Annotated in this window: 15 protein-coding genes and 3 tRNA genes; 8 read left to right on the forward strand and 10 right to left on the reverse strand. The window is 70.6% G+C overall.

The window, feature by feature from the left end:
- The 4 genes from ACWCO3_RS16270 to ACWCO3_RS16285 form a co-directional block, all read right to left on the reverse strand.
- On the reverse strand, positions 1 to 1,085 hold a 1,085-nt coding region (locus ACWCO3_RS16270; protein ID WP_450010672.1), incomplete at its 3' end, for a hypothetical protein.
- Positions 1,082 to 1,798 carry a DsbA family protein gene (locus ACWCO3_RS16275; RefSeq protein WP_450010674.1) on the reverse strand — a complete coding sequence of 239 codons (717 nt, stop codon included), beginning with the start codon at positions 1,796 to 1,798 and terminating at the stop codon, positions 1,082 to 1,084. The genes ACWCO3_RS16270 and ACWCO3_RS16275, both read right to left, overlap by 4 nt.
- Positions 1,791 to 2,306, reverse strand: a complete 516-nt coding sequence (locus tag ACWCO3_RS16280) for a MauE/DoxX family redox-associated membrane protein (RefSeq protein WP_145785239.1) — start codon at positions 2,304 to 2,306, stop codon at positions 1,791 to 1,793. Before ACWCO3_RS16280 ends, ACWCO3_RS16275 begins: the two co-directional genes overlap by 8 nt.
- Positions 2,307 to 2,338: 32 nt before the next feature.
- Positions 2,339 to 2,929, reverse strand: coding sequence for a sigma-70 family RNA polymerase sigma factor (locus tag ACWCO3_RS16285; protein WP_145785238.1), 591 nt, complete (start codon positions 2,927 to 2,929; stop codon positions 2,339 to 2,341).
- 202 nt (positions 2,930 to 3,131) lie between these two features.
- Between ACWCO3_RS16285 and ACWCO3_RS16290 the strand changes: the two genes are divergently transcribed.
- Both ACWCO3_RS16290 and ACWCO3_RS16295 read left to right on the forward strand, forming a co-directional pair.
- Positions 3,132 to 4,799, forward strand: a complete 1,668-nt coding sequence (locus ACWCO3_RS16290) for a copper resistance CopC/CopD family protein (protein ID WP_145785237.1) — start codon at positions 3,132 to 3,134, stop codon at positions 4,797 to 4,799.
- Positions 4,800 to 4,816: 17 nt separating this feature from the next.
- Positions 4,817 to 5,551 carry a YcnI family copper-binding membrane protein gene (locus ACWCO3_RS16295; protein WP_145785236.1) on the forward strand — a complete coding sequence of 245 codons (735 nt, stop codon included), beginning with the start codon at positions 4,817 to 4,819 and terminating at the stop codon, positions 5,549 to 5,551.
- A 174-nt stretch (positions 5,552 to 5,725) separates the two neighbouring features.
- On the opposite strand, the gene ACWCO3_RS16300 is transcribed toward ACWCO3_RS16295, so the two are convergent.
- Entirely contained in the window at positions 5,726 to 7,009 is a 1,284-nt protein-coding gene (locus tag ACWCO3_RS16300; RefSeq protein ID WP_145785235.1) for a glycosyltransferase 87 family protein, read from the reverse strand.
- A 72-nt stretch (positions 7,010 to 7,081) separates the two neighbouring features.
- On the opposite strand from ACWCO3_RS16300, the gene orn reads away from it, so the two are divergent.
- Positions 7,082 to 7,672: an oligoribonuclease gene (gene orn, locus ACWCO3_RS16305; RefSeq protein ID WP_357933342.1), complete on the forward strand. Its 591-nt coding sequence runs from the start codon at positions 7,082 to 7,084 to the stop codon at positions 7,670 to 7,672.
- Between the two features lie 106 nt (positions 7,673 to 7,778).
- A tRNA-His gene (locus ACWCO3_RS16310) sits at positions 7,779 to 7,851 on the forward strand.
- Positions 7,852 to 7,971: 120 nt separating this feature from the next.
- On the opposite strand, the gene ACWCO3_RS16315 is transcribed toward ACWCO3_RS16310, so the two are convergent.
- Together ACWCO3_RS16315 and ACWCO3_RS16320 are read right to left on the reverse strand one after the other, a co-directional pair.
- Positions 7,972 to 9,261, reverse strand: coding sequence for a L,D-transpeptidase (locus tag ACWCO3_RS16315; protein ID WP_145785233.1), 1,290 nt, complete (start codon positions 9,259 to 9,261; stop codon positions 7,972 to 7,974).
- A gap of 250 nt (positions 9,262 to 9,511) precedes the next feature.
- Entirely contained in the window at positions 9,512 to 10,786 is a 1,275-nt protein-coding gene (locus ACWCO3_RS16320) for an Ig-like domain-containing protein (protein WP_450010679.1), read from the reverse strand.
- A 187-nt stretch (positions 10,787 to 10,973) separates the two neighbouring features.
- Between ACWCO3_RS16320 and ACWCO3_RS16325 the strand changes: the two genes are divergently transcribed.
- Positions 10,974 to 11,049, forward strand: a tRNA-Lys gene (locus ACWCO3_RS16325).
- A 94-nt stretch (positions 11,050 to 11,143) separates the two neighbouring features.
- Here the strand turns inward: ACWCO3_RS16325 and ACWCO3_RS16330 are convergent.
- Entirely contained in the window at positions 11,144 to 12,085 is a 942-nt protein-coding gene (locus ACWCO3_RS16330) for a GlxA family transcriptional regulator (protein ID WP_145785231.1), read from the reverse strand.
- A gap of 16 nt (positions 12,086 to 12,101) precedes the next feature.
- Positions 12,102 to 12,536 (reverse strand): DUF6010 family protein, encoded by a 435-nt coding sequence (locus ACWCO3_RS16335; RefSeq protein WP_145785230.1) that lies wholly within the window; start codon positions 12,534 to 12,536, stop codon positions 12,102 to 12,104.
- Between the two features lie 190 nt (positions 12,537 to 12,726).
- On the opposite strand from ACWCO3_RS16335, the gene ACWCO3_RS16340 reads away from it, so the two are divergent.
- The 3 genes from ACWCO3_RS16340 (at position 12,727) to ACWCO3_RS16350 (ending at position 15,956) form a co-directional block, all read left to right on the forward strand.
- Positions 12,727 to 12,802: transfer RNA gene (locus ACWCO3_RS16340), tRNA-Lys, on the forward strand.
- 191 nt (positions 12,803 to 12,993) lie between these two features.
- Positions 12,994 to 13,302 (forward strand): hypothetical protein, encoded by a 309-nt coding sequence (locus tag ACWCO3_RS16345; protein WP_145785229.1) that lies wholly within the window; start codon positions 12,994 to 12,996, stop codon positions 13,300 to 13,302.
- Entirely contained in the window at positions 13,302 to 15,956 is a 2,655-nt protein-coding gene (locus ACWCO3_RS16350; RefSeq protein ID WP_450010682.1) for a DUF4132 domain-containing protein, read from the forward strand. Before ACWCO3_RS16345 ends, ACWCO3_RS16350 begins: the two co-directional genes overlap by 1 nt.
- A 51-nt stretch (positions 15,957 to 16,007) precedes the next feature.
- Here ACWCO3_RS16350 and ACWCO3_RS16355 read toward each other — a convergent pair whose 3' ends face one another.
- Positions 16,008 to 17,672: a Na+/H+ antiporter gene (locus ACWCO3_RS16355; protein ID WP_357933835.1), complete on the reverse strand. Its 1,665-nt coding sequence runs from the start codon at positions 17,670 to 17,672 to the stop codon at positions 16,008 to 16,010.
- Positions 17,673 to 18,107 lie beyond the last annotated feature (435 nt).

The raw sequence follows: 18,107 nt of genomic DNA on the forward strand, positions 1-18,107 counted from the left end.
GTAGTCGACGTACTCAGGTAGGACGGCCAGGTCCGCGCCACCCGCCGCCGCACGTTCCAGCAGGACCTCCGCGGCGGCCAGGTTGGCCTTGCGGTTATCGCCACCATGACGCGGGCGATCTCGGGCGACCACGGCACCGGCGCGATGGACCGGGCGAACACGGCGGCGTTCGCCGCGCCGGCGAAGAGCGCCAGGCAGGCCCCGGCCAGCGCCACCGGGAAGTCGGCGGCCGTGCGGCGGGCCACCGCGTACCACCCGGCGGCGATCGCGCCGAGCCCGGTGAACAACGACCAGATCTGCCCGGACAGCAGCCCGAGCACCACCCCGCCGACACCCTGGGCGCCGGCGTCCAACTCCCGTCCCACCGGGTACACCAGGGCGACCGCGCCGCCGACGACCAGCAACGCACCGAGCGCGGACAGCGCTCGGCCGCCGGCCGCCGAGGCGGCGGCGACCAGACCGAGCGCCCCCACCGCGAGCAGGCCCACGATGGTCACCGTCCACCAGGTGTACGCGTCCGGCGGCGGCACCCAGTCGAGTGTGCCACCGATCACCACCGGGTCGGCGCCGTCGCGCAGCGGGACCGTCCAGTCCCGCACCCGGTGTTCGCGGTCGGGCGCGGCGCGTACCGCCGCCGGGGGTCCGGACTCCTGCCACAGCGCCCGCTGGTCGTGCCAGCGCACTGTGGGCCCGTCGGCGACCCGCCGCCAGGACGGCGGTGCGGCTGGATCGGCCTCCGGGGGCAGCGCGGTGTCCCCGGCCAGGGTGCGGTTCAGGTAGGTGGCGGGGGAGCGGCTGTTCTCGAACACCCCGTCCGGGCCGACCCGCAGGTACGGCTCGCCGGAGTAGCCGATCACCTCGACGGCACGGCCGGTGCTGTTGGTCAGCTCCAGTCGGGCGCCCGCCTCGACGACGCGTACCTCCAGCCCGGGCCGCGCCGGCGCGACCCCGGTGGTCGTGGTCCGGTAGTTGGTGCCGTCCGGGGCGTCCGCGCCGTGCGCGGCGGCGGGCGCCGCCGTGAGCATCGTGGCCGCGCCGGCTGCGGCGACGACCACCGCGGCGCGGGTCAGCAGGGTACGGATCACTTGCCGGCCGCTGCCACGGCTGCGCTGAGGCCCTGCGGGCTGCGGTCTTCGAGCGGCTGGCCGTTGACCAGGATCGTCGGCGTGCCGGTGACGTTGCTCCGGCTGGCCTCGTCGGTGACGTGCTCGGTCCACGTCCGGTACGTGCCGTCCTTGACGCAACCGGCGAACGAACCCCGGTCGAGGCCCACCCCGACGCCGATGTCGATCAGCTCGTCGTTGTCGAGACCGGCGCTGCCCTCCGGCGGCTGCTTGGCGAAGAGCGCCGACGCGTACTCCCGGAACTTGCCGCCGGCCGCCGCGCAGCCGGAGGCGGCCGAGGAGCGGCTGGAGTACTCGGTGGTGGAGAAGCGGTTGAGGTACGCCACCGGGTGGTAGACCACCTTCGCCTTGTTCTCGCTGGCCAACTGCGTGAGCGTCGCCCCGCTGCTCTGCTCGAACTGGTTGCAGGCCGGGCAGAGGAAGTCCTCGTAGACGTCGACGGTGACCGGGCCGCCGCCGGTGACGATGCCGGTGCCGTCGGCGTTCGCGCCGGGCGGGGTGGTGAAGGTGTCCGAGCGCTGGCTGGACCAGATGGCCCATCCGGCGACTCCGGCGATGACCAGGACGACGACCGCGGCGGCGGAGACCCAGAGCGTGCGCCGACGCCGCCGCTCGCGGGCGAGCTGCTCGCGGACCACCCGGGCGGCGTCCCGCTGCCCCTTGCGACTACTCATCCTCGTCCTCCACAACGGGCTCGCCGGCCAACCACCCGTCCACCGACACCGGCGTACGCGGCCAGATCAGCAGAAATCCGGCCAATACCAAGAATCCCAGGTCCCGGAGGATCTCCGGGAGATAACTGGGGGCCTGTCCCTCGGCCAACTGCCCGCCGCTGCCGAAGCAGCCGCAGTCGATGGCCAGCCCGCGCGCCCAGGCCGAGGCGATCCCCACGATGAAGACCACCAGCAGCGCGGCGGACACCCCGGCGACGAGCCGGGTGGCCAGCCCCACCAGCAGCAGCACGCCCAGCGCCAGTTCGACGAAGGGCAGGGCCGCGCCGATCACCGTCGCCACGTCGTACGGCATCACCTGGTACGCGTTGACAGCTCGCCCGGACGCGGCCAGGTCACCGACCTTCGACGCGCCGGCGACGAGCCAGACGGCGGCGAGGCCGAGCCGGGCCGCCGTGGCGAGCCAGGGCCGGAGCACCGGCCAACGGCCGGGAGGTGCAGTCACGCTCATTTGTCGTTCCGTCTCCGCCGGAAGTTCCGGGATCAGCCGGCCAGGGCGTCGCCGACCGCCTCGACCAGCTCGTCGCGGGCCCGGGCCACCCGGGACCGGATGGTGCCCACCGGCACCCCCTCGACGGCTGCCGCCTCGGCGTAGGACAGGCCGAGCAGTTGGGTGAGCACGAACGCGGAGCGTCGCTCGGCGCTGAGTCGGCGGACCAGGTCGGTGGCGCCGAGCTGCCCGGACGGGTCCGGGTGCGGACGGTCGGTGTACGCGTTCGCCGTCAGGCGCTCGTCGAGCCGGCGGCGACGGATCACCGTGCGCAGGTGGTCGGCGCAAGCCCGACGCGCGATGCCGAGCAGCCAGGTGCGGGCGCTGGAGCGGCCCTCGAACGCGGGTAGCGCCCGGAACGCGCGCAGGTACGTCTCCTGGGTCAGGTCGTCGGCGCTGTCCGGATCGATCAGGGCGGCGGCGAAACGCCAGACCTCGGCCTGGGTCAGCCGGACGAACGCGGCCTGGGCGGTCGGATCGCCGTGTCGCGCGGTCAGTGCCCACTCGGTGGCCTGGTCCCGGGCGACGTCGTCGGCCGGCTCGGCCGGACCGGCGGAACCGGTGTCACGCGGGACGGGGATCACGACAAACCACGATACGCGTCGCTCGGCTGAGCGTTAGGGTCCTTCGGCCCGTGGATGGTCTGCGCCACGTCGGGAACTTTTCCCCTACCCGGGCCGACTACCTCCTCATGACACGCGATCCCTCACGCGCGGCGCTGGCGGCTGAGCAGAGTTGAGCCCTCTGTCCGACTCGGGTCGCCGAGATCCACACCTGTCGGCGACCATGGCTGGCATGACTGTCGCCCCCCGCCGCTGGCTCGCCCGGCTGGCTGTCGCCGCCGGCCTGCTGGTCACCGTCGGCGCTCTGCTGATCGCGCCGGCCACCTCCGCGAGCGCCCACGCGGTGCTGCAGAGCAGCAGCCCGGCTGCTTCCTCGGTAGTGCCGAGCGGGCCGTCCGAGGTGGTCCTCACGTTCAGCGAGTCGGTCCGGAAGGTGCCCGGCAAGATCAGGATCATCGCTCCGGACGGCTCCCGCGCCGACCGGGGTGAGCCGGCCTTCGACAACACCGTCGTGACGATCCCGGTGTCCCCGGATGCCGGCCGTGGCACCTACCTGGTCAGCTTCCGGGTGATCTCCGCCGACAGCCACCCGGTGTCCGGCGCGTTCACCTACTCGGTGGGTGCGCCGTCGACGCCGCCGGCCGACTCCGGCGGGGACGACAGCCGCGCCGACCCGGTGGTGAGCACCGCCGTGAAGGTGGCCCGGTTCCTCGGCTACGCGGGCCTGGTGCTGCTGGTCGGGCCGGTGTTGGTGCTCGCCGCGCTGTGGCCGCAGCGGCTCTCCCGGCGCGGACCGACCCGGCTGGCCTGGACCGGCCTCGGTCTGGTGACCGTCGCGACCCTCGCCGACCTGTGGTTGCAGGTGCCGTATACGGCAGGCGGTGGTCTCTTCGAGGTGTCCGGCGAGGGGTTCGGCACCGTCTTCGGCAGCCCGTTCGGTGCCGCCCACCTGGTCCGGCTCGGTCTGCTGGCGGCCTCCGTCTTCCTGCTCCGGCCGATGCTGGCCCGGCCGGCGGGGCGCACCGACGCGATCATCCTGGCGGTGCTCGGCGTCGCCGCCCTGCTGACCTGGCCGCTGGCCGGGCATCCGGCGGCCTCCCCGGCGCCGGCGGTCTCCGTCGTGGTCGACGCGGTCCACCTCGGCAGCATGGCGGTCTGGCTGGGCGGCCTGCTCATGCTCGCCGTGTTCCTGCTGCGTCAGGCCGACGAGCGGGAGTTGAGCGCGATCCTGCCGATCTGGTCCCGCTGGGCGGCGCTCGCCGTCTCGGCCCTGTTGCTCGGTGGCACCGTCCAGGCGCTGATCGAGGTGGCCACCCCGCAGGCGCTGGTCAGCACCACCTACGGTCGGCTGCTACTGGCCAAGATCGCGCTGTTCGCGGTGGTGATCGGCGTGGCCGCGTACTCCCGGCAGTTGGTGCGCAGCCGGGTCGCGGCGCAGCGCCCCGTCCCGGTCCGTCGGGCGGTCTGGGTGGAGTTGGCAGTCACGGCGGTGGTGCTCGGCCTGTCCGCGACACTGGTGCAGACGCCGCCCGCCCGGACCGCCTCCGCCGAGTCGTCGGACGTCTCGGCCGGCCAGTTCACCACCTCGCTGACCAGCACGCTCTACACGATGCAGGTCGAGTTGAGCCCGGCCGAGCGGGGCAACAACTCGATCCACCTGTATGCGTACAGCAAGGACAACCTGCCGCTGCCGGTCAAGGAGTGGCGGGCGACCGTGGCGCTGCCCTCGGCCGGGATCGAACCGATCGAGGTCCCGTTGCTGCCGTTGACTGACAACCACGCCTACGGCGACATCAGCCTGCCGGCCGCCGGCGAGTGGCAACTGAAGATCACCGCCCGTACGACCGACATCGACCAGGCCACGGTGACCGCCACCGTGCCCATCCGTTAGAGAGGTCCGCGAAACCCATGACCCGATTCCGGCGTACCGCAACCGCCGCTGCCGCCCTGGCGATCACCGCCGCCGCCACCGCTGTGCTCGGCTTCGCCGGACCGGCGTCCGCCCACGTCACCGTGAACCCGAAGGAGGCGACCCAGGGCGGCTACGCGCGGGTGGCGTTCCGGGTGCCCAACGAGAGCGACACCGCCTCGACCAACAAGCTGGAAGTGGTGCTGCCGGAGAACGCCCCGGTCGGCTCGGTGTCGACGATGCCGGTGCCCGGTTGGACGGTGGCCACCGAGAAGCGCAAGGTGGACCCGCCGATCGAGGTGCACGGCAGCCAGCTCACCGAGGCGGTCTCCAAGATCACCTGGACGGCCACCGGCGACGCGGCGGTGAAGCCGGGGCAGTTCCAGGAGTTCCCCGTCTCGATGGGGCCGCTGCCGAAGGTCGACACGATGGTCTTCAAGGTCCTGCAGACCTACTCGGACGGCAACATCTCGCGGTGGATCGACGACCCGGCGCCGGGCGGCGAGGAGCCGGAGAACCCCGCACCGGTGCTCACCCTGGCCGCCGCCGCGCCGGAGGGTGCGGCCACGCCGACCGCTGCCGCCGTCGCGGCCCCCGATGACGACGATGACGACGAGGGCAACGGCCTCGCTGTCGGCCTCGGCGTGGCGGGTCTCGTCGCCGGCCTGGCCGGCCTGGTGCTGGGCGGTCTGGCCTTCACGCGGACCCGCCGGGAGCCGGTCGCCAAGGCCTGACCCCGCCGCAATTCGCTGGCCCGTCCGGACACCACCGGGCGGGCCGGCGTGTTTGGGGAGCCTTCGTTGATGCGCCCCCGAAGGCGGGTGGCCCTCCGCGCTGCCGACGCGGAGGGCCACCTTCACCGGGGGAGCGGTGCTACCCGAGCGACGCTTGAGGTAGATGAGGCCAGATTAGCGCTGCTCGCGGCTAGTGGACAGACTTGTCCATTTGGCGCGATTTTCCGCCGCGTGTCCCGAACGGATCGGCAGGGCCGCCAGCAGCAGCAGGCTGAGCAGTACGTAGGTGTTCTGCGCGACAAAGTCCGCAGGGTCATGAGTACGGATCACGCCTGCGCCCCATTTTTGGAACGTCACCACGCCGTAGACGATCACGGCGGTGGTGACCAGCGCGAGTGTGGCCGACCACCAGCGCCGACGTGCCTCGTCCGGCCGGTCGGCGCTCAGCGCCGCGTCGACGAGCAGCACCACCGCCGGCACGAACCAGTAGATGTGGTGGGTCCAGGTGATCGGGCTCGCCAATGCCCCCACCAGACCGGTCAGCGTCAGACCTGTCAACGCGTCACCGGCCCGGGCGGCGCGGGTGGCCCGCCACAGGCCGTAGACCGCGACCGCGGCGACCACCAGCAGCCAGAGCAGCCGGTCTGGCTTCTCCGGCGCGGTGAACCTGCTGAGCAGCCCGAACAGCGACTGGTTGCCGACGATGTCGGTGCGTCCGACCCGCTCGGTGGTCCACAGCTCGTGCGTCCAGAACCGCCACGAGTCGCGCGGGGCGATGGCCGCCGCGAGCAGGGTCGCCGCCGCCGCGGTGGCGCTCGCCACTGCCGCGGCCCGCCACCGCCGGGTGGCCAGCAGGTACACGATGAAGATGCCGGGAAAGAGCTTGAGCGCCGTCGCCAGCCCCACACCCACCCCGGCCCAGCGTCGCGCCTGCGGCACGGCGAACAGCAGATCGGCCAGGATCAGCACGACCAGCAGCATGTTGATCTGACCGAAGGTGATCGTCTCGCGGATGCTCTCCACGGCCAGCACCAGCAACACGGCGGCGACCAGTGTGAACGTCCGCGGCAGGCCGTGCCGGGCGATCACCGGCAGCACCAGCCAGCGGGTGGTGAGCACCACGGCCAGCACTGTGAGCACGGTGAAGATCGCCACGGTGGCACCCAGCCTCAGTAGACCGAACGGCCACAGCAGCAGCGCGCTGAACGGCGGGTAGGTGAAGTACAACTCGCCCTGCACCCGGTCCGGTTGGACGTAGTCGTAGAGCGGGTGTCCGACGCGCCACCAGTCCATGGCGGACATGTAGATCTTGAGGTCGAAGAAGTTGTGCACGAGGCCGGGCAGGTAGAGCGCCGGCAGCACGGCGAGCAGGGCCACCACCGCCACCAGGCGACGAACCGTACGGCCGCCGGGATCGTCGTCAGTGACGGCGGGCGGTGCGACGGGTTCTGCTGGCACCCCGAAACCCTAGCGGGCCGGGCGGCCGGCAGCGCGCAGCCGCGAGGCGTGGGCTGCGCGTAGGCTGTCCCGGTGGCTGATCTCCTTGTCTGGATCGACTGTGAGATGACCGGGTTGGACCTTGGCAGAGACAAACTGATCGAGGTTGCGGCACTGGTCACCGATCCCGACCTCAACGTGCTGGGTGACGGTGTCGACGTGGTGATCCACGCCGACGAGGCGGCGTTGGAGGCGATGCCGGAGATCGTCCAGACGATGCACGCCAAGTCCGGCCTGACCGACGAGGTCCGCCGGTCGGCGGTGACCCTCGCCGAGGCCGAGGACCTGGTGATGGAGTACGTCACCAGCTTCGTCAAGGATCCGCGCACCGCGCCGCTGTGCGGCAACTCGATCGCCACCGACCGGGGCTTCATCGCCCGGGACATGCCCCGCCTCGACGCGCACCTGCACTACCGCATGATCGACGTGTCGTCGATCAAGGAACTCTGCCGTCGTTGGTATCCGCGCGTGTACTTCGGCCAGCCGCAGAAGGGGCTCGCCCACCGGGCGCTGGCCGACATCCGGGAGAGCATCCGGGAGTTGGAGTACTACCGGCGGACGCTCTTCGTCCCGCTGCCCGGCCCGGACGTCGAGACCGCCAAGGCGATCGCCGCCGAGCTCTGACCCCCGCTCGCGTCGAGCGGGGAACCCGCTGGACGTGGCCGGCTGCGGTGCCGCTATTATTGGTCCGCACCCCGCCCGGGGCGATCGACCGGGCGACGGCGGCGTGGTGGCTGTAGCTCAGTTGGCAGAGCACCGGGTTGTGGTCCCGGTTGTCGTGGGTTCAATTCCCATCAGTCACCCAGATGGTTGTGCTGATCAGGCCCCCTCTTCGGAGGGGGCCTGATTCGTTGTAGGGGCGAGGTAGGGGACATACGACGAGAGCCCCCTCCGCGTAAGGGAGAGGGCTCTCGTCGTCGGGCTCAGGCGGTCGGTGTCGCTGACGGGGTCGCCCCGTCCGGGGTCGTCGGGGTGGTGTCCGGGTCGGCGGGAGGCTCGTACGGCAGGGCGCTGCCCTTGACGTACTCGTCCCAGCTCATGTTCCAGTCGGTCCAGCCGTTGCCGTTCTGCAGCTTGCGCTCGGTGCCCTTGACCGTGATCGGGTCACCGATCTGGGTGTTCTTGAACAGCCAGTCGCCGTTGGCCATGGACACGTTCACGCAACCGTGGGAGACGTTCGTGGTGCCCTGCTGACCCTCCGACCAGGGTGCCGCGTGGATGAACTCTCCGCCCCAGGTGAGGCGCTGCGCGAAGTCAATCTTGGTGCGGTAGCCCTCCTCCGGGCCCAGCTCCTCGAACGTGTCGAAGACCGTCTTGCGCAGCTTCTCGATCACGACCATGGTGCCGCTGGACGACGGGGTGCTCTTCTTGCCGAGGCTCACCGGAATGGTCTTGATCACAGAGCCGTTGCGGGTGACGGTCATCCGCTTGGTCTTGTTGTCCACCGTCATGACCACCGCAGGGCCGATCTTGATGTCCACGCTCAGGTCGGCGCGGCCGTACCAACCGTCACCCATCGGCAGACCGCCGGCCTGCACCCGGTAGGAGACCTTGCTGTCGGTCTTCCAGAACTCCTTCGGCCGGTACCGGACCTCGGTGGGGCTGACCCAGTGCCAGATGCCCTCCTGCGCCGGCGTCGACGTCACCGTCATGCGGCGCTGCACGTCGTCCCGGTAGTCCTCCGGGATGCCCCGGCTGAACTTCACGATCAACGGCATGCCGACCCCGACGACCTGGTTGTCACCGAGGAAGCTGGTCACCCGTACCTGGTTGCCCGGCTTGGCCATCGTGGTGAAGGTGCTGGTCGCGGTTGCCGGACGACCGTCGTCGCCGGTGGCGGTCACGGTCGCCGTGTAGGCGGTGCCGTACTCCAGCGCCCCGGCTGGCAGCCACGACTTGCCGTCCGCGGCGAGGGTGCCCTCGACCGCCTTGCCGGCCGCGTCCTTGAGCTCGACGGTGGTCTCCTGGGCGTCCTTCGTGGTGAAGGTGATGCCGGTGGAGGCTGGCACGTCCTTGGCGTCGGCAGCCGGCTCGCTGATGGTCGCGGCCGCTTTCGGCGCCGGGGTCTCACCGCCGCCGTGCCACGAGGATGGCTTGCCGCCGTCGCCGTCGGTGCACGCGGATGTGAAGGCCAGCGCCACGGCGAGGAGCCCTGCCGCGAAGACGCGGCGCCGCCCACCGCCCCTGATCAGTCGATCCTGGCTAGCTCGCATGATTCCCTCACAGTCGTGGTCGCTGCCCCATCGTCTCCTAATGACGCGCCAGAGCCGGCCCCGGTTGCCGAGGGTGAACCGAAACACGCCGTCCATGGTGCCGGATTTTTGCTACTATCCGGCGTTTCGTGAGCGGGATTCGTCTCCGTACCGGGACTAAGGGGTCGCTGCGGCGCCGTCGCGGCGCGGGACTGCAAGAGTACGCGCCGGCCCGGCCATCGGCCGGACCGGCGCATAGACGTGCGGCAACTCAGATAGCCGGACCGGCCCCACCATTGGGTACGGGCAGCGCGCTGCCCTTGACGAACGCCGACCAGCTCAGGCTCCACGCCGTCCAGCCGTTGCCGGCTGCGATCTTGCGCTCGGTGCCCTTGATGGTGATCGGGTCACCGATCCGGGTCTTCTCGAACAGCCACCTGGCGTTGACCATCGACACGTTCACGCAGCCGTGCGAGACGTTCTGCCGGCCCTGCACGTGCTCCGACCAGGGCGCGGCGTGGATGTACTCGCCACCCCAGGTGAGCCGTTGGGCGAACTGGATGTCGGTGACGTAGCGGTTGGCCGGGTCCGGGTCGTCCCGGGTGTCGAAGACCGTGGCCTCCTTCTTCTCCATCACGACCATGGTGCCGCTGGACGACGGGGTGCTCTTCTTGCCCAGGCTCACCGGGATGGTGCGTACCACCGCGCCGTTTTCGTACACCGTCATCTTCTTGTTGGCGTTGTCGACCTTCATCTCGAACGACCGGCCGATCTTCGCGGTGGCCTTGCGGTCCATGTCCCCGTACTTGCCATTGCTCAGCGGCATCCCCGCGATGGCGATCCGCACGGTGATGGTCGTGCCCGGCTTCCAGTACTCCGGGGCCCGGTAGTAGGCCTGCGTGCCGTTGTCGACCCAGTGCCACGCTCCCGGCTGCGGCGGGTCGGTGCGGACGAACATCCGCTTCTGCACCGCCGCCCGGTCCTTCTTCGGGATGCCCGGGTGGAACTCGGTGACCACCGGCATGGCCACCCCGTAGCTCTTGTCGTCGAAGAGGTACAGGCCGGAGCCGATCGTCGACTTGGGCTTCGCCATCGTGGTGAAGCTGCTGGTGCCCTGGCTGCTCGTGCCGTCGGACCCGCTCGCCGTCAGTGTGGCGGTGTAGCGGGTGCCCCACTTCAGCGGAGTGGACGGCACCCAGGCGGAACCGTCGGTGCGCAGCTTGCCCTCTACCGTGCCGCCACCGTCCGCGGTGAGGGTGACAGCGGACACCTTCCCGCCGTCCGGGAGCTTCGCGCTGATCTCCGTGCTCACCGGCCGGTTCTTCGTGCCGTCGGCCGGGCTCAGGGTGAGCGTCGGCCCGCTCGGTGTGCTCGGCGTGTTCGGGTCCGGACTCGCCGACGAACCCGGCGCGGCGCCCGGGTCGGCCGCCGACGTCCCGCCGACGAATGCCGGCTTCTTCTGCTCGTCGCCACACCCGGTCAGTGCCAGCGACGCCGCCAGAGTCAGAGCGCCCACCACCGCTCCGGCTCGCGTGAACCGTGCCATGCCCACCTCTGTTCTCGCGTACCTGGCGGACATCGTGCCGCATCGACGCCGCAACCTACGTCCCCGGCTTCAGTGGGTGCGGCAGTTTGGGGCATTTTGTCGGCAAAGCTCGACCGAAGGGTGGAGCCGGGTAACCGGATTGGAGCCCGGGTTGGAGGGGTGCTAATGTTCTCTCCGTTGCCGACGAGCGCCGCTAGCTCAACTGGCAGAGCAGCGGACTCTTAATCCGCGGGTTCGGGGTTCGAGTCCCTGGCGGCGCACCAACGATCAAGACCCTGACCTGGCAGTCACCTGCCGGGCTGGGGTCTTCTTCATTCCTGGTGACTTCCGACCGTCGGCTGCTGTCGCGCGTCGTGGTCACCCGCTGGGAAAGCTACGCCGATACGCCTGCGGGCTGGTGCCGGTGATCCGCTTGAAATGGTCCCGGAAGGCCGTGGTGGAGCCGAAACCGACACGTGTCGCCACCCGGTCGACGGGATGGGTCGTGGTCTCGAGAAGGTGCTGCGCCTGGTGGACGCGCACTCGGTGCAGCCACCGCAGCGGGGTGGTGCCGGTCTGGTCGCGGAAGCGCCGGTTCAACGTCCGGGTGCTCATGCCGGCGTGGCGGGCGATGTCGGCGAGGGTCAGCTCGCGCGGGGCGTTGTCGCGCATCCAGGCCAGCAGCGGCTCCAGGGTCGCCCCCTCCGGAGCAGGTGGTTCATGTTTGATGAACTGCGCCTGTCCGCCCGCGCGTTCCAACGGCATGACGGACAACCTCGCCGCGTCGGCGGCGACGGCGGAGCCGTGGTCGCGGCGGACCAGGTGCAGGCACAGGTCGAGTCCGGCCGCAGCGCCGGCGGAGGTCAGGAACTGACCGTTGTCCACGTAGAGCACGTTGGGGTCGACCTGGATCCGCGGATGCTGGGCGGCGAGCCGGTCGGTGGCGAGCCAGTGCGTGGTGGCGCGGCGTCCGTCGAGCAGGCCGGTGGCGGCGAGGGTGAACGCACCACCGCAGATCGAGGCGATCCGGGCGCCGTTCGCGGCGGCGGTGCGCAGCGAGTCGAGCACTGGGGCGGGTGCCGCGGCGGCGGGGTCGGAGACACCCGGCACGACGACGGTGTCGGCGTCAACGAGGACGTCCAGGCCCCACGGCACCGCCATGCTGAACGCGCCGGTGGTGACCGTCGGTGTGGCGGCGCAGACGAGGACGCGGTAGCCGGCGCGCCCGTCGGGCAGGCGGGTGCGGTGGAAGACCTCCATCGGAGTGGCCAGGTCGAACGGGACGACGCTGTCGAGGGCAAGCACGGCCACTGTGTGCATGGCGGAATTCAACCAGTCAGGATTGGGCGGTGACCGCCGGGCGCGCATCGTCCGCCCGCCGCACGACCCCGTCGTACAGGTCCCTGACCGACAGGCCACCGGCGAAGCACCACAGCGCGATGACCGGATCGCAGAGCGCGCAGCCGAAGGACGAGTCGTGCAGCGACGGGATGATCGGAGTGCCGCGCCGGTGGTGCACGACGTCCCAGACCGTGTGCAGGAGCCACCCGACGCCGATGAAGGTGTACGAGGTGAGCCCGGCGTAGCCCACCACCACCAGCAGCGCGCAGAAAGCCAGCTCCCACAGACCGAATCCGCCACCGCTGATGTAGGCGGCCCCGGCGCCGGTGACGACGAGCGCGTTCAGGCGCCGCCGGTGCGGCTCCGGCACGAGGGAGTTGAGCCCGACGTAGACCAGCCCGATCACCACTGGCAGGACATAGCGAAGCACGATCCAGCACCGTTTCCGTTCCCGTTGAAGCGTGTCGGGAAGGAGCCTAGGAATGCCTGCCGTCGAGGACGAGAGGCGAAAATGCCACGGTCCGCCGGATTCCCGCCACCCGTCTCCGCTGCGGTGCGGCCACCACTGCCTCTCCAGGTCGGTACGCGGGCGTGCTAACGTCCCGTCCCGTTGTCAGCGAGCGCCGCTAGCTCAACTGGCAGAGCAGCGGACTCTTAATCCGCGGGTTCGGGGTTCGAGTCCCTGGCGGCGCACCAAAGATCAAGGCTTTGACCGGTGATTATCACTTGGTCAGAGCCTTTTTCGTGTACGCGGGCGGTCGGGCGCTCAGCGGCTGACATCGACGACGGCGGGGGCTGCAGGTGGGTGACGACAAGCGTTCCAGGTTGCGGCGCCGGTCGCGTCCGTGTCGGACAGCATGTCCGGGGTCTGAGCTACGGTCTCCGCCATGCCGATGATCACAATCGCCGATGAAGTGACCGGAGCACCGAAAGGCCCTGAGTGGACGGTGGACGTCTTCGAGGAAGAGGTACGCCTCGACGAGCTGATTCGACGGCGGGTCTTTCTGGAGGTCGCGGAGTCCGGCGGGAACGTCGATCCGGAGGACCGGACCCGGGCGACGCTCGAGGCGTTCGGTCGCAACGGTTTCGTGGTGCTGGTCGACGACCGTCAGGTGACCAGCCTGGACGACAAGGTCCACCTGCACGCCGGGTCCCGGGTGACCTTCCTGAAGCTCGTGCCGCTGGTGGGTGGCTGATGGGCACCTACGGCTCGGAACTGGTGCTGCGCGACGTGGTCGACACCATCCGGGGATGGTGTGAGCGGAGCGGAAACACCCTCAACGACCATGGCAAACGGGACTTCGTCGCCTGGGTGGGCACTGTGTGCGGCTGGGCGCCGGAGGGCACCGGGCCGGCGCTGCTCGCCGCGCTCAACGACCCGGCCGGACCGTACGAGCTGGCGTCCCCGCAGGTCGAACTGCTGCCGGACGCCACGCAGCGGGCCGAGGAGATCCGTGCCGCCGTCGCGGCGCTCGATGGCGATGCCACGGATGACGACCGTCGGGTCGCCGCGGCGATGACACTGATCGGCAGCCTGCCGCGGTCGTACCACGTCCGGAAGACCCCGTGGGAGATCGCGCTGAGCGAGATCTGGGAGCGGGCGAGGCAGCTCCTCGCCGCGCAACCGGTGACTGTGCGGCAGGCGCTGTTCGACGCATGGGCGGTGCCGGGACAGGACAGCGACGCGTTGTACGGGCTGCTCCGCTCTCTGCGCTCGGGCGGCGGTTTGACCGGGGCCGGATGGCTGGACCGACTGGGCGGTGAGGCGTGGCTGGGATTCGGTCGGTGGAGCGGGTCGCTCGTGACATTCACCCGGGAGTCGCTCCAAACCGAGTACCTCGCCGGACGTTCGCACCCGGCGGCCCTGGCGACCTGGCGTCGGACGCGCATCGAGCGTTCGTTCTCGAACATGGGCGACGAGGACGCGGCGATGTGGCCCACCGTCAACGTCGGCGAGAAGTGGGCTGACCGGGCCATCGCGGACATCGAGGCGATGTCGGAGGAGCGCCGATCCCGCTGGCAGGCGTTGCTTGCGCATTGCCTGCTCGGCGCGGACAAGGCACGACCGACGGCCGCCTGGCAGAAGAGTGCCCGGGCCCTGCTCGACGCGGTCGGCGTCGACGAGTTCACCGATCGGCTCGACGACTGGCTTCCGCTGGTGGGTCTGCCGCGCAGCCTGCCGCTGCGGATGACCACGTGCTGCAGTGGCCACCTCGCGGAGTTTCCGCCGCGGCTGGCCGACCGCCACAACGTCGGGGTGTTGTGGGGCCTGCTCTGGATGCGAGCGATGTGCCCGCCGTCCGAGGAGACCCTGCGCAGCCTCGGCCACATCGCGGAACGGGCCGCCCGCAAGGTTCCCGGGCACGGTCCGTCGAGCCCGAAGCTGGCGAACGTCGCCGTCGCGGTGCTCGTGGACACCGAGCACCCCGCCGCCCTCGCGCAACTGGCGCGGTTGGCGTCGCGGCTGACCTACAAGAGCACGCTACGCATCGTCGAGAAGGGCCTGACCAAGCACGCCGAAGCGCTCGGCATCGGCCGCGAGGACGTCGAGGAGATGGCGCTGCCCGGTTTCGGGCTGCCGCTCGCCGACAAGCTGGGTGACAGCTCGTACGAGGTCGAGGTGCGCGGCGTCGACGCCGTCCTGGTGTGGCGCAACGCGGACGGCAAGGTGGTCAAGGTCCCTCCGGCGCAGGTGCGCAAGGAGTACGGCGAGGAGTTGAAGGAGCTGAAGGCGACAGTCGCAGACGTCGGCGCGACGCTGATCGGGACCCGCGACCGCCTGGAAGGGCTGCTGCGGCGCGACCGTACGTGGACCGTCGAGCAGTGGCGCGAGCGGTTCCTGGACCACCCGCTGGCCCGGACGCTGGCCCGACGGCTGATCTGGACCGTCGACGGCGTCGCCTGCTGCTGGGGCGGCGACGCCCTGCGGACCGTGGACGACACGGTGTTCGAGCCCGCTGGCGACGCCACGGTACGGCTGTGGCACCCGGTCGGCGATCCGACCTCGGTCCTGGCGTGGCGGGCCTTTCTGGCCCGGCACACGATCACCCAGCCGTTCAAGCAGGCGCACCGCGAGCAGTACCTGCTGACCGACGCGGAGCGGGCCACCGGCACGTACTCCAACCGGTTCGCCGCGCACATCGTGCGCCAGCACCGTCTCATCGCGCTGCTGTCCCGGCGTGGCTGGTCGCACGTTCGACACCGCAACGACGGCGCCAACTATCAGGACCCCTGGCTGGCCCTTCCGGACTGGGACCTGCGCGCCGTGCTGCACATCGCCGGGATCGAGGATCAGGGCGACGATCTGATGTTCGACACGATGGGGACTGACCAACTTGTGTTCGTCCGCAGGGAACGCACGCCAGTGCCGCTGGAGGAGGTTCCGGCGGTCGTTCTCAGCGAGGTGATGCGCGACGTCGACCTGTTCGTGGCAGCGGCCGGGGTGGGCAACGACCCGAACTGGTTCGACGGCGGTCCGCAGGGCCGCTACCGCGACTACTGGTCGCAGAACAGCTTCGGTGACCTCACCCCGACGGGCCGGACCCGCCGGGAGGTGCTGGCCGAGCTGATCCCCCGGCTGGCGATCGGCAACCGGTGCACGTTCACCGACCGGTTCCTCGAAGTCCGGGGTGACCTGCACACGTACCGCATCCACTGCGGCTCGGGCAACATCCTGATCGCCCCGGACGACAGGTACCTGTGCATCATCCCCGACTCGGCGAAGGCGAAGGAGCCGGAGATGTTCCTGCCCTTCGAGGGCGACACCCGGCTCGCCGAGATCATCAGCAAGGCGTTGCTGCTCGCCGCCGACAAGAAGATCAAGGACCCGGTGATCCTGCACCAACTGTGAGGCGGCAGGTGACGGCGCCGGGCCGAGGCCAGGGCGCCGTCGCCCGACGCGTCAGCTGGATGCCCGTTTCGGGAGCAGCAGCTCCTCGTGGTCGAGTTCGCGTTCCAGGACGCGGAGTTCCTCATCTGGCAGCCGGCCCGAGTCGCGCCAGCGCACCAGCTCCTCGCGCTGCGCGGCGATGGCTGTCCGTCGGACCCGGAGCGCCGTCTCGTACTCCGGTGAGGTGGGCACCTCGGATGAATCGCTCTGCTCCAGCAGGTCCAGCCGCCCGCGGTAGCGCGCCAGCCGGGCCAGCAGCTGCGTACGGGTGATGCTGACGGCCACCCCGCTGTCTGGCTCGGCGGCGGCAACGTCGTCGAGGCGGGCCAGGGCGGCCTCGACCGCCGCCGAGCGGGCCTCGTTGCGTACGCGGGCCTGGTCTGTCTCGTTGGCGCGCAGGCCCAGCATCCGCACGAGCGGCGCGAACGTCAGGCCCTGCCCGACGAGTGTCACCAGGACGACCACGAAGGTGCAGAACAGCAGGAGGTCGCGGTCGGGAAAGGGCGCGCCGCTGTTGGTGGTCAGCGGCAGGGTGAAGATCGCGGCCAGGCTGATGACGCCACGAGTGCCGGACCAGCTCAGTGCCACCACTTCACGAGAGGTGAGTCGGCGGGCGTTGCGGTCGGCGCGCTGGATCTGCCGGGCGGTCCCGGGTTCGTCGGCGTCGTCCTGCTCGGCGATGCCTCCCAGCCGGGTGTGCAGCGACCGGGGAAGGGACTGGGTCATCACCAGCCACGCGGGGCGCAGCAGGAGCACCACGCCGACCGACACCGCGACCGCGATGATGATTGTCGACGTGTCGTACTGACGCAGGCCCTTGACGACCTCGGGTAGCTGCTGGCCGATCAGCAGGAAGACGAAGCCTTCGAGGAGGAAGTCGACCAGCCGCCACACCGCGCTGGTCTGCAGCCGGGCGGCGCCCGAGGTGAACTGGGGCGCCTGATGGCCGACGATCAGCCCGGCGATCACCACGGCGAGCACCCCGGAGACGTGCAGTTCCTCACCCAACAGGTAGGCCACGAACGGTGTCGCGAGCGAGATGGCGTTGGACAGCAACGGGTCCTTGGTTAGCGGTCGGGCCAGACGAACGGCCCAGGCGACGGCCGCTCCCACGGCGACCCCGCCGACCGCCGCCAGCACGAACTGGGCGACGGCGGACGGGAACGAGAACTCACCGCCCACGGCGGCGGCCACCGCGACGCTGAGCATCGTCAGCGCTGTGGCGTCGTTGAGCAGCCCTTCGCCCTGAATGATCGTGACCATCTTCGGTGGCAGGTTGACTCGGCGGCCCACCGCCAGGGCGGCCACCGGGTCGGGCGGCGCGATGGCGGCGCCGACAGCGATCCCGGCAGCGAGCGTCGCCCCGGCGACGAACAGGTGGAACCCGATGCCGACCAGAACCCCGGTGAGGAGCACCAGCAGCACTGAGAGGCTCACCACGATGCGGAGGTTTCGGCGGATGTCCAACAGCGAGGAGTCCAGTGCGGCGCTGTAGAGCAACGGCGGCAGCACGATCATGAGCACGAGGTCGGGATCAAGGCCGATGTTGGGGCCGGGGAGCAGCGCGTACGCGATGCCGATCAGCGGCAGAAGCGCTGCGGCCGGCAGGCCGGTGCGGGCCGCCACCCACCGCACGACGACGATGACCGCGACCGCGGCGAGCACGAACAGCAACATCGAATGGGTGCTCACCTGGTTACTTCCCCTGGATCGGCGCGAGGGTCCTCGAATCCACTGCGGGCTCGCGGCCGAGCCGGCCGTTCGGCGCCGTTGGCGCCGGGCAGCGCAGCATGCAGCAGTAACGAGCGTACTCGGCTGATCATCGGACCTGGCCGACTGCTGGGACCGGTCCCCGACAGAGCGTGCGAAGATCGGCCGCCGCGCCCCTACAGTCCGCACCATGAGGTGGACGGTGCGACTCGCGGCCACAATTCCCGTACTGCTCACCGCCCTGGCAGCAGGTGCGGTGAGCGCCGCCGCGGCGCCCGCCGACGGCGGCCTCGGCCTGGCCCTGCGGCCCGGCCAGGCCGACAGCCGGCGTCCAGGTCACCGTCGTCCGGCACGGACAGCGGGGGTACCTCCCAGAGCAGTTCACCGGTCAGCCCGAGTGGC

It is taken from the genome of Micromonospora sp. NPDC002411 (genome assembly GCF_053592955.1).

Excerpts from the sequence above, each read along its gene's own strand:
- ACWCO3_RS16275 (WP_450010674.1), bottom strand. The coding sequence starts at position 1,798 with ATGAGTAGTCGCAAGGGGCAGCGGGACGCCGCCCGGGTGGTCCGCGAG.
- ACWCO3_RS16280 (WP_145785239.1), bottom strand. The coding sequence starts at position 2,306 with ATGAGCGTGACTGCACCTCCCGGCCGTTGGCCGGTGCTCCGGCCCTGG.
- ACWCO3_RS16290 (WP_145785237.1), top strand. The coding sequence starts at position 3,132 with ATGGCTGGCATGACTGTCGCCCCCCGCCGCTGGCTCGCCCGGCTGGCT.
- ACWCO3_RS16295 (WP_145785236.1), top strand. The coding sequence starts at position 4,817 with ATGACCCGATTCCGGCGTACCGCAACCGCCGCTGCCGCCCTGGCGATC.
- ACWCO3_RS16315 (WP_145785233.1), bottom strand. The coding sequence starts at position 9,261 with ATGCGAGCTAGCCAGGATCGACTGATCAGGGGCGGTGGGCGGCGCCGC.
- ACWCO3_RS16320 (WP_450010679.1), bottom strand. The coding sequence starts at position 10,786 with ATGGCACGGTTCACGCGAGCCGGAGCGGTGGTGGGCGCTCTGACTCTG.
- ACWCO3_RS16330 (WP_145785231.1), bottom strand. The coding sequence starts at position 12,085 with ATGCACACAGTGGCCGTGCTTGCCCTCGACAGCGTCGTCCCGTTCGAC.
- ACWCO3_RS16345 (WP_145785229.1), top strand. The coding sequence starts at position 12,994 with ATGCCGATGATCACAATCGCCGATGAAGTGACCGGAGCACCGAAAGGC.
- ACWCO3_RS16350 (WP_450010682.1), top strand. The coding sequence starts at position 13,302 with ATGGGCACCTACGGCTCGGAACTGGTGCTGCGCGACGTGGTCGACACC.
- ACWCO3_RS16355 (WP_357933835.1), bottom strand. The coding sequence starts at position 17,672 with ATGTTGCTGTTCGTGCTCGCCGCGGTCGCGGTCATCGTCGTCGTGCGG.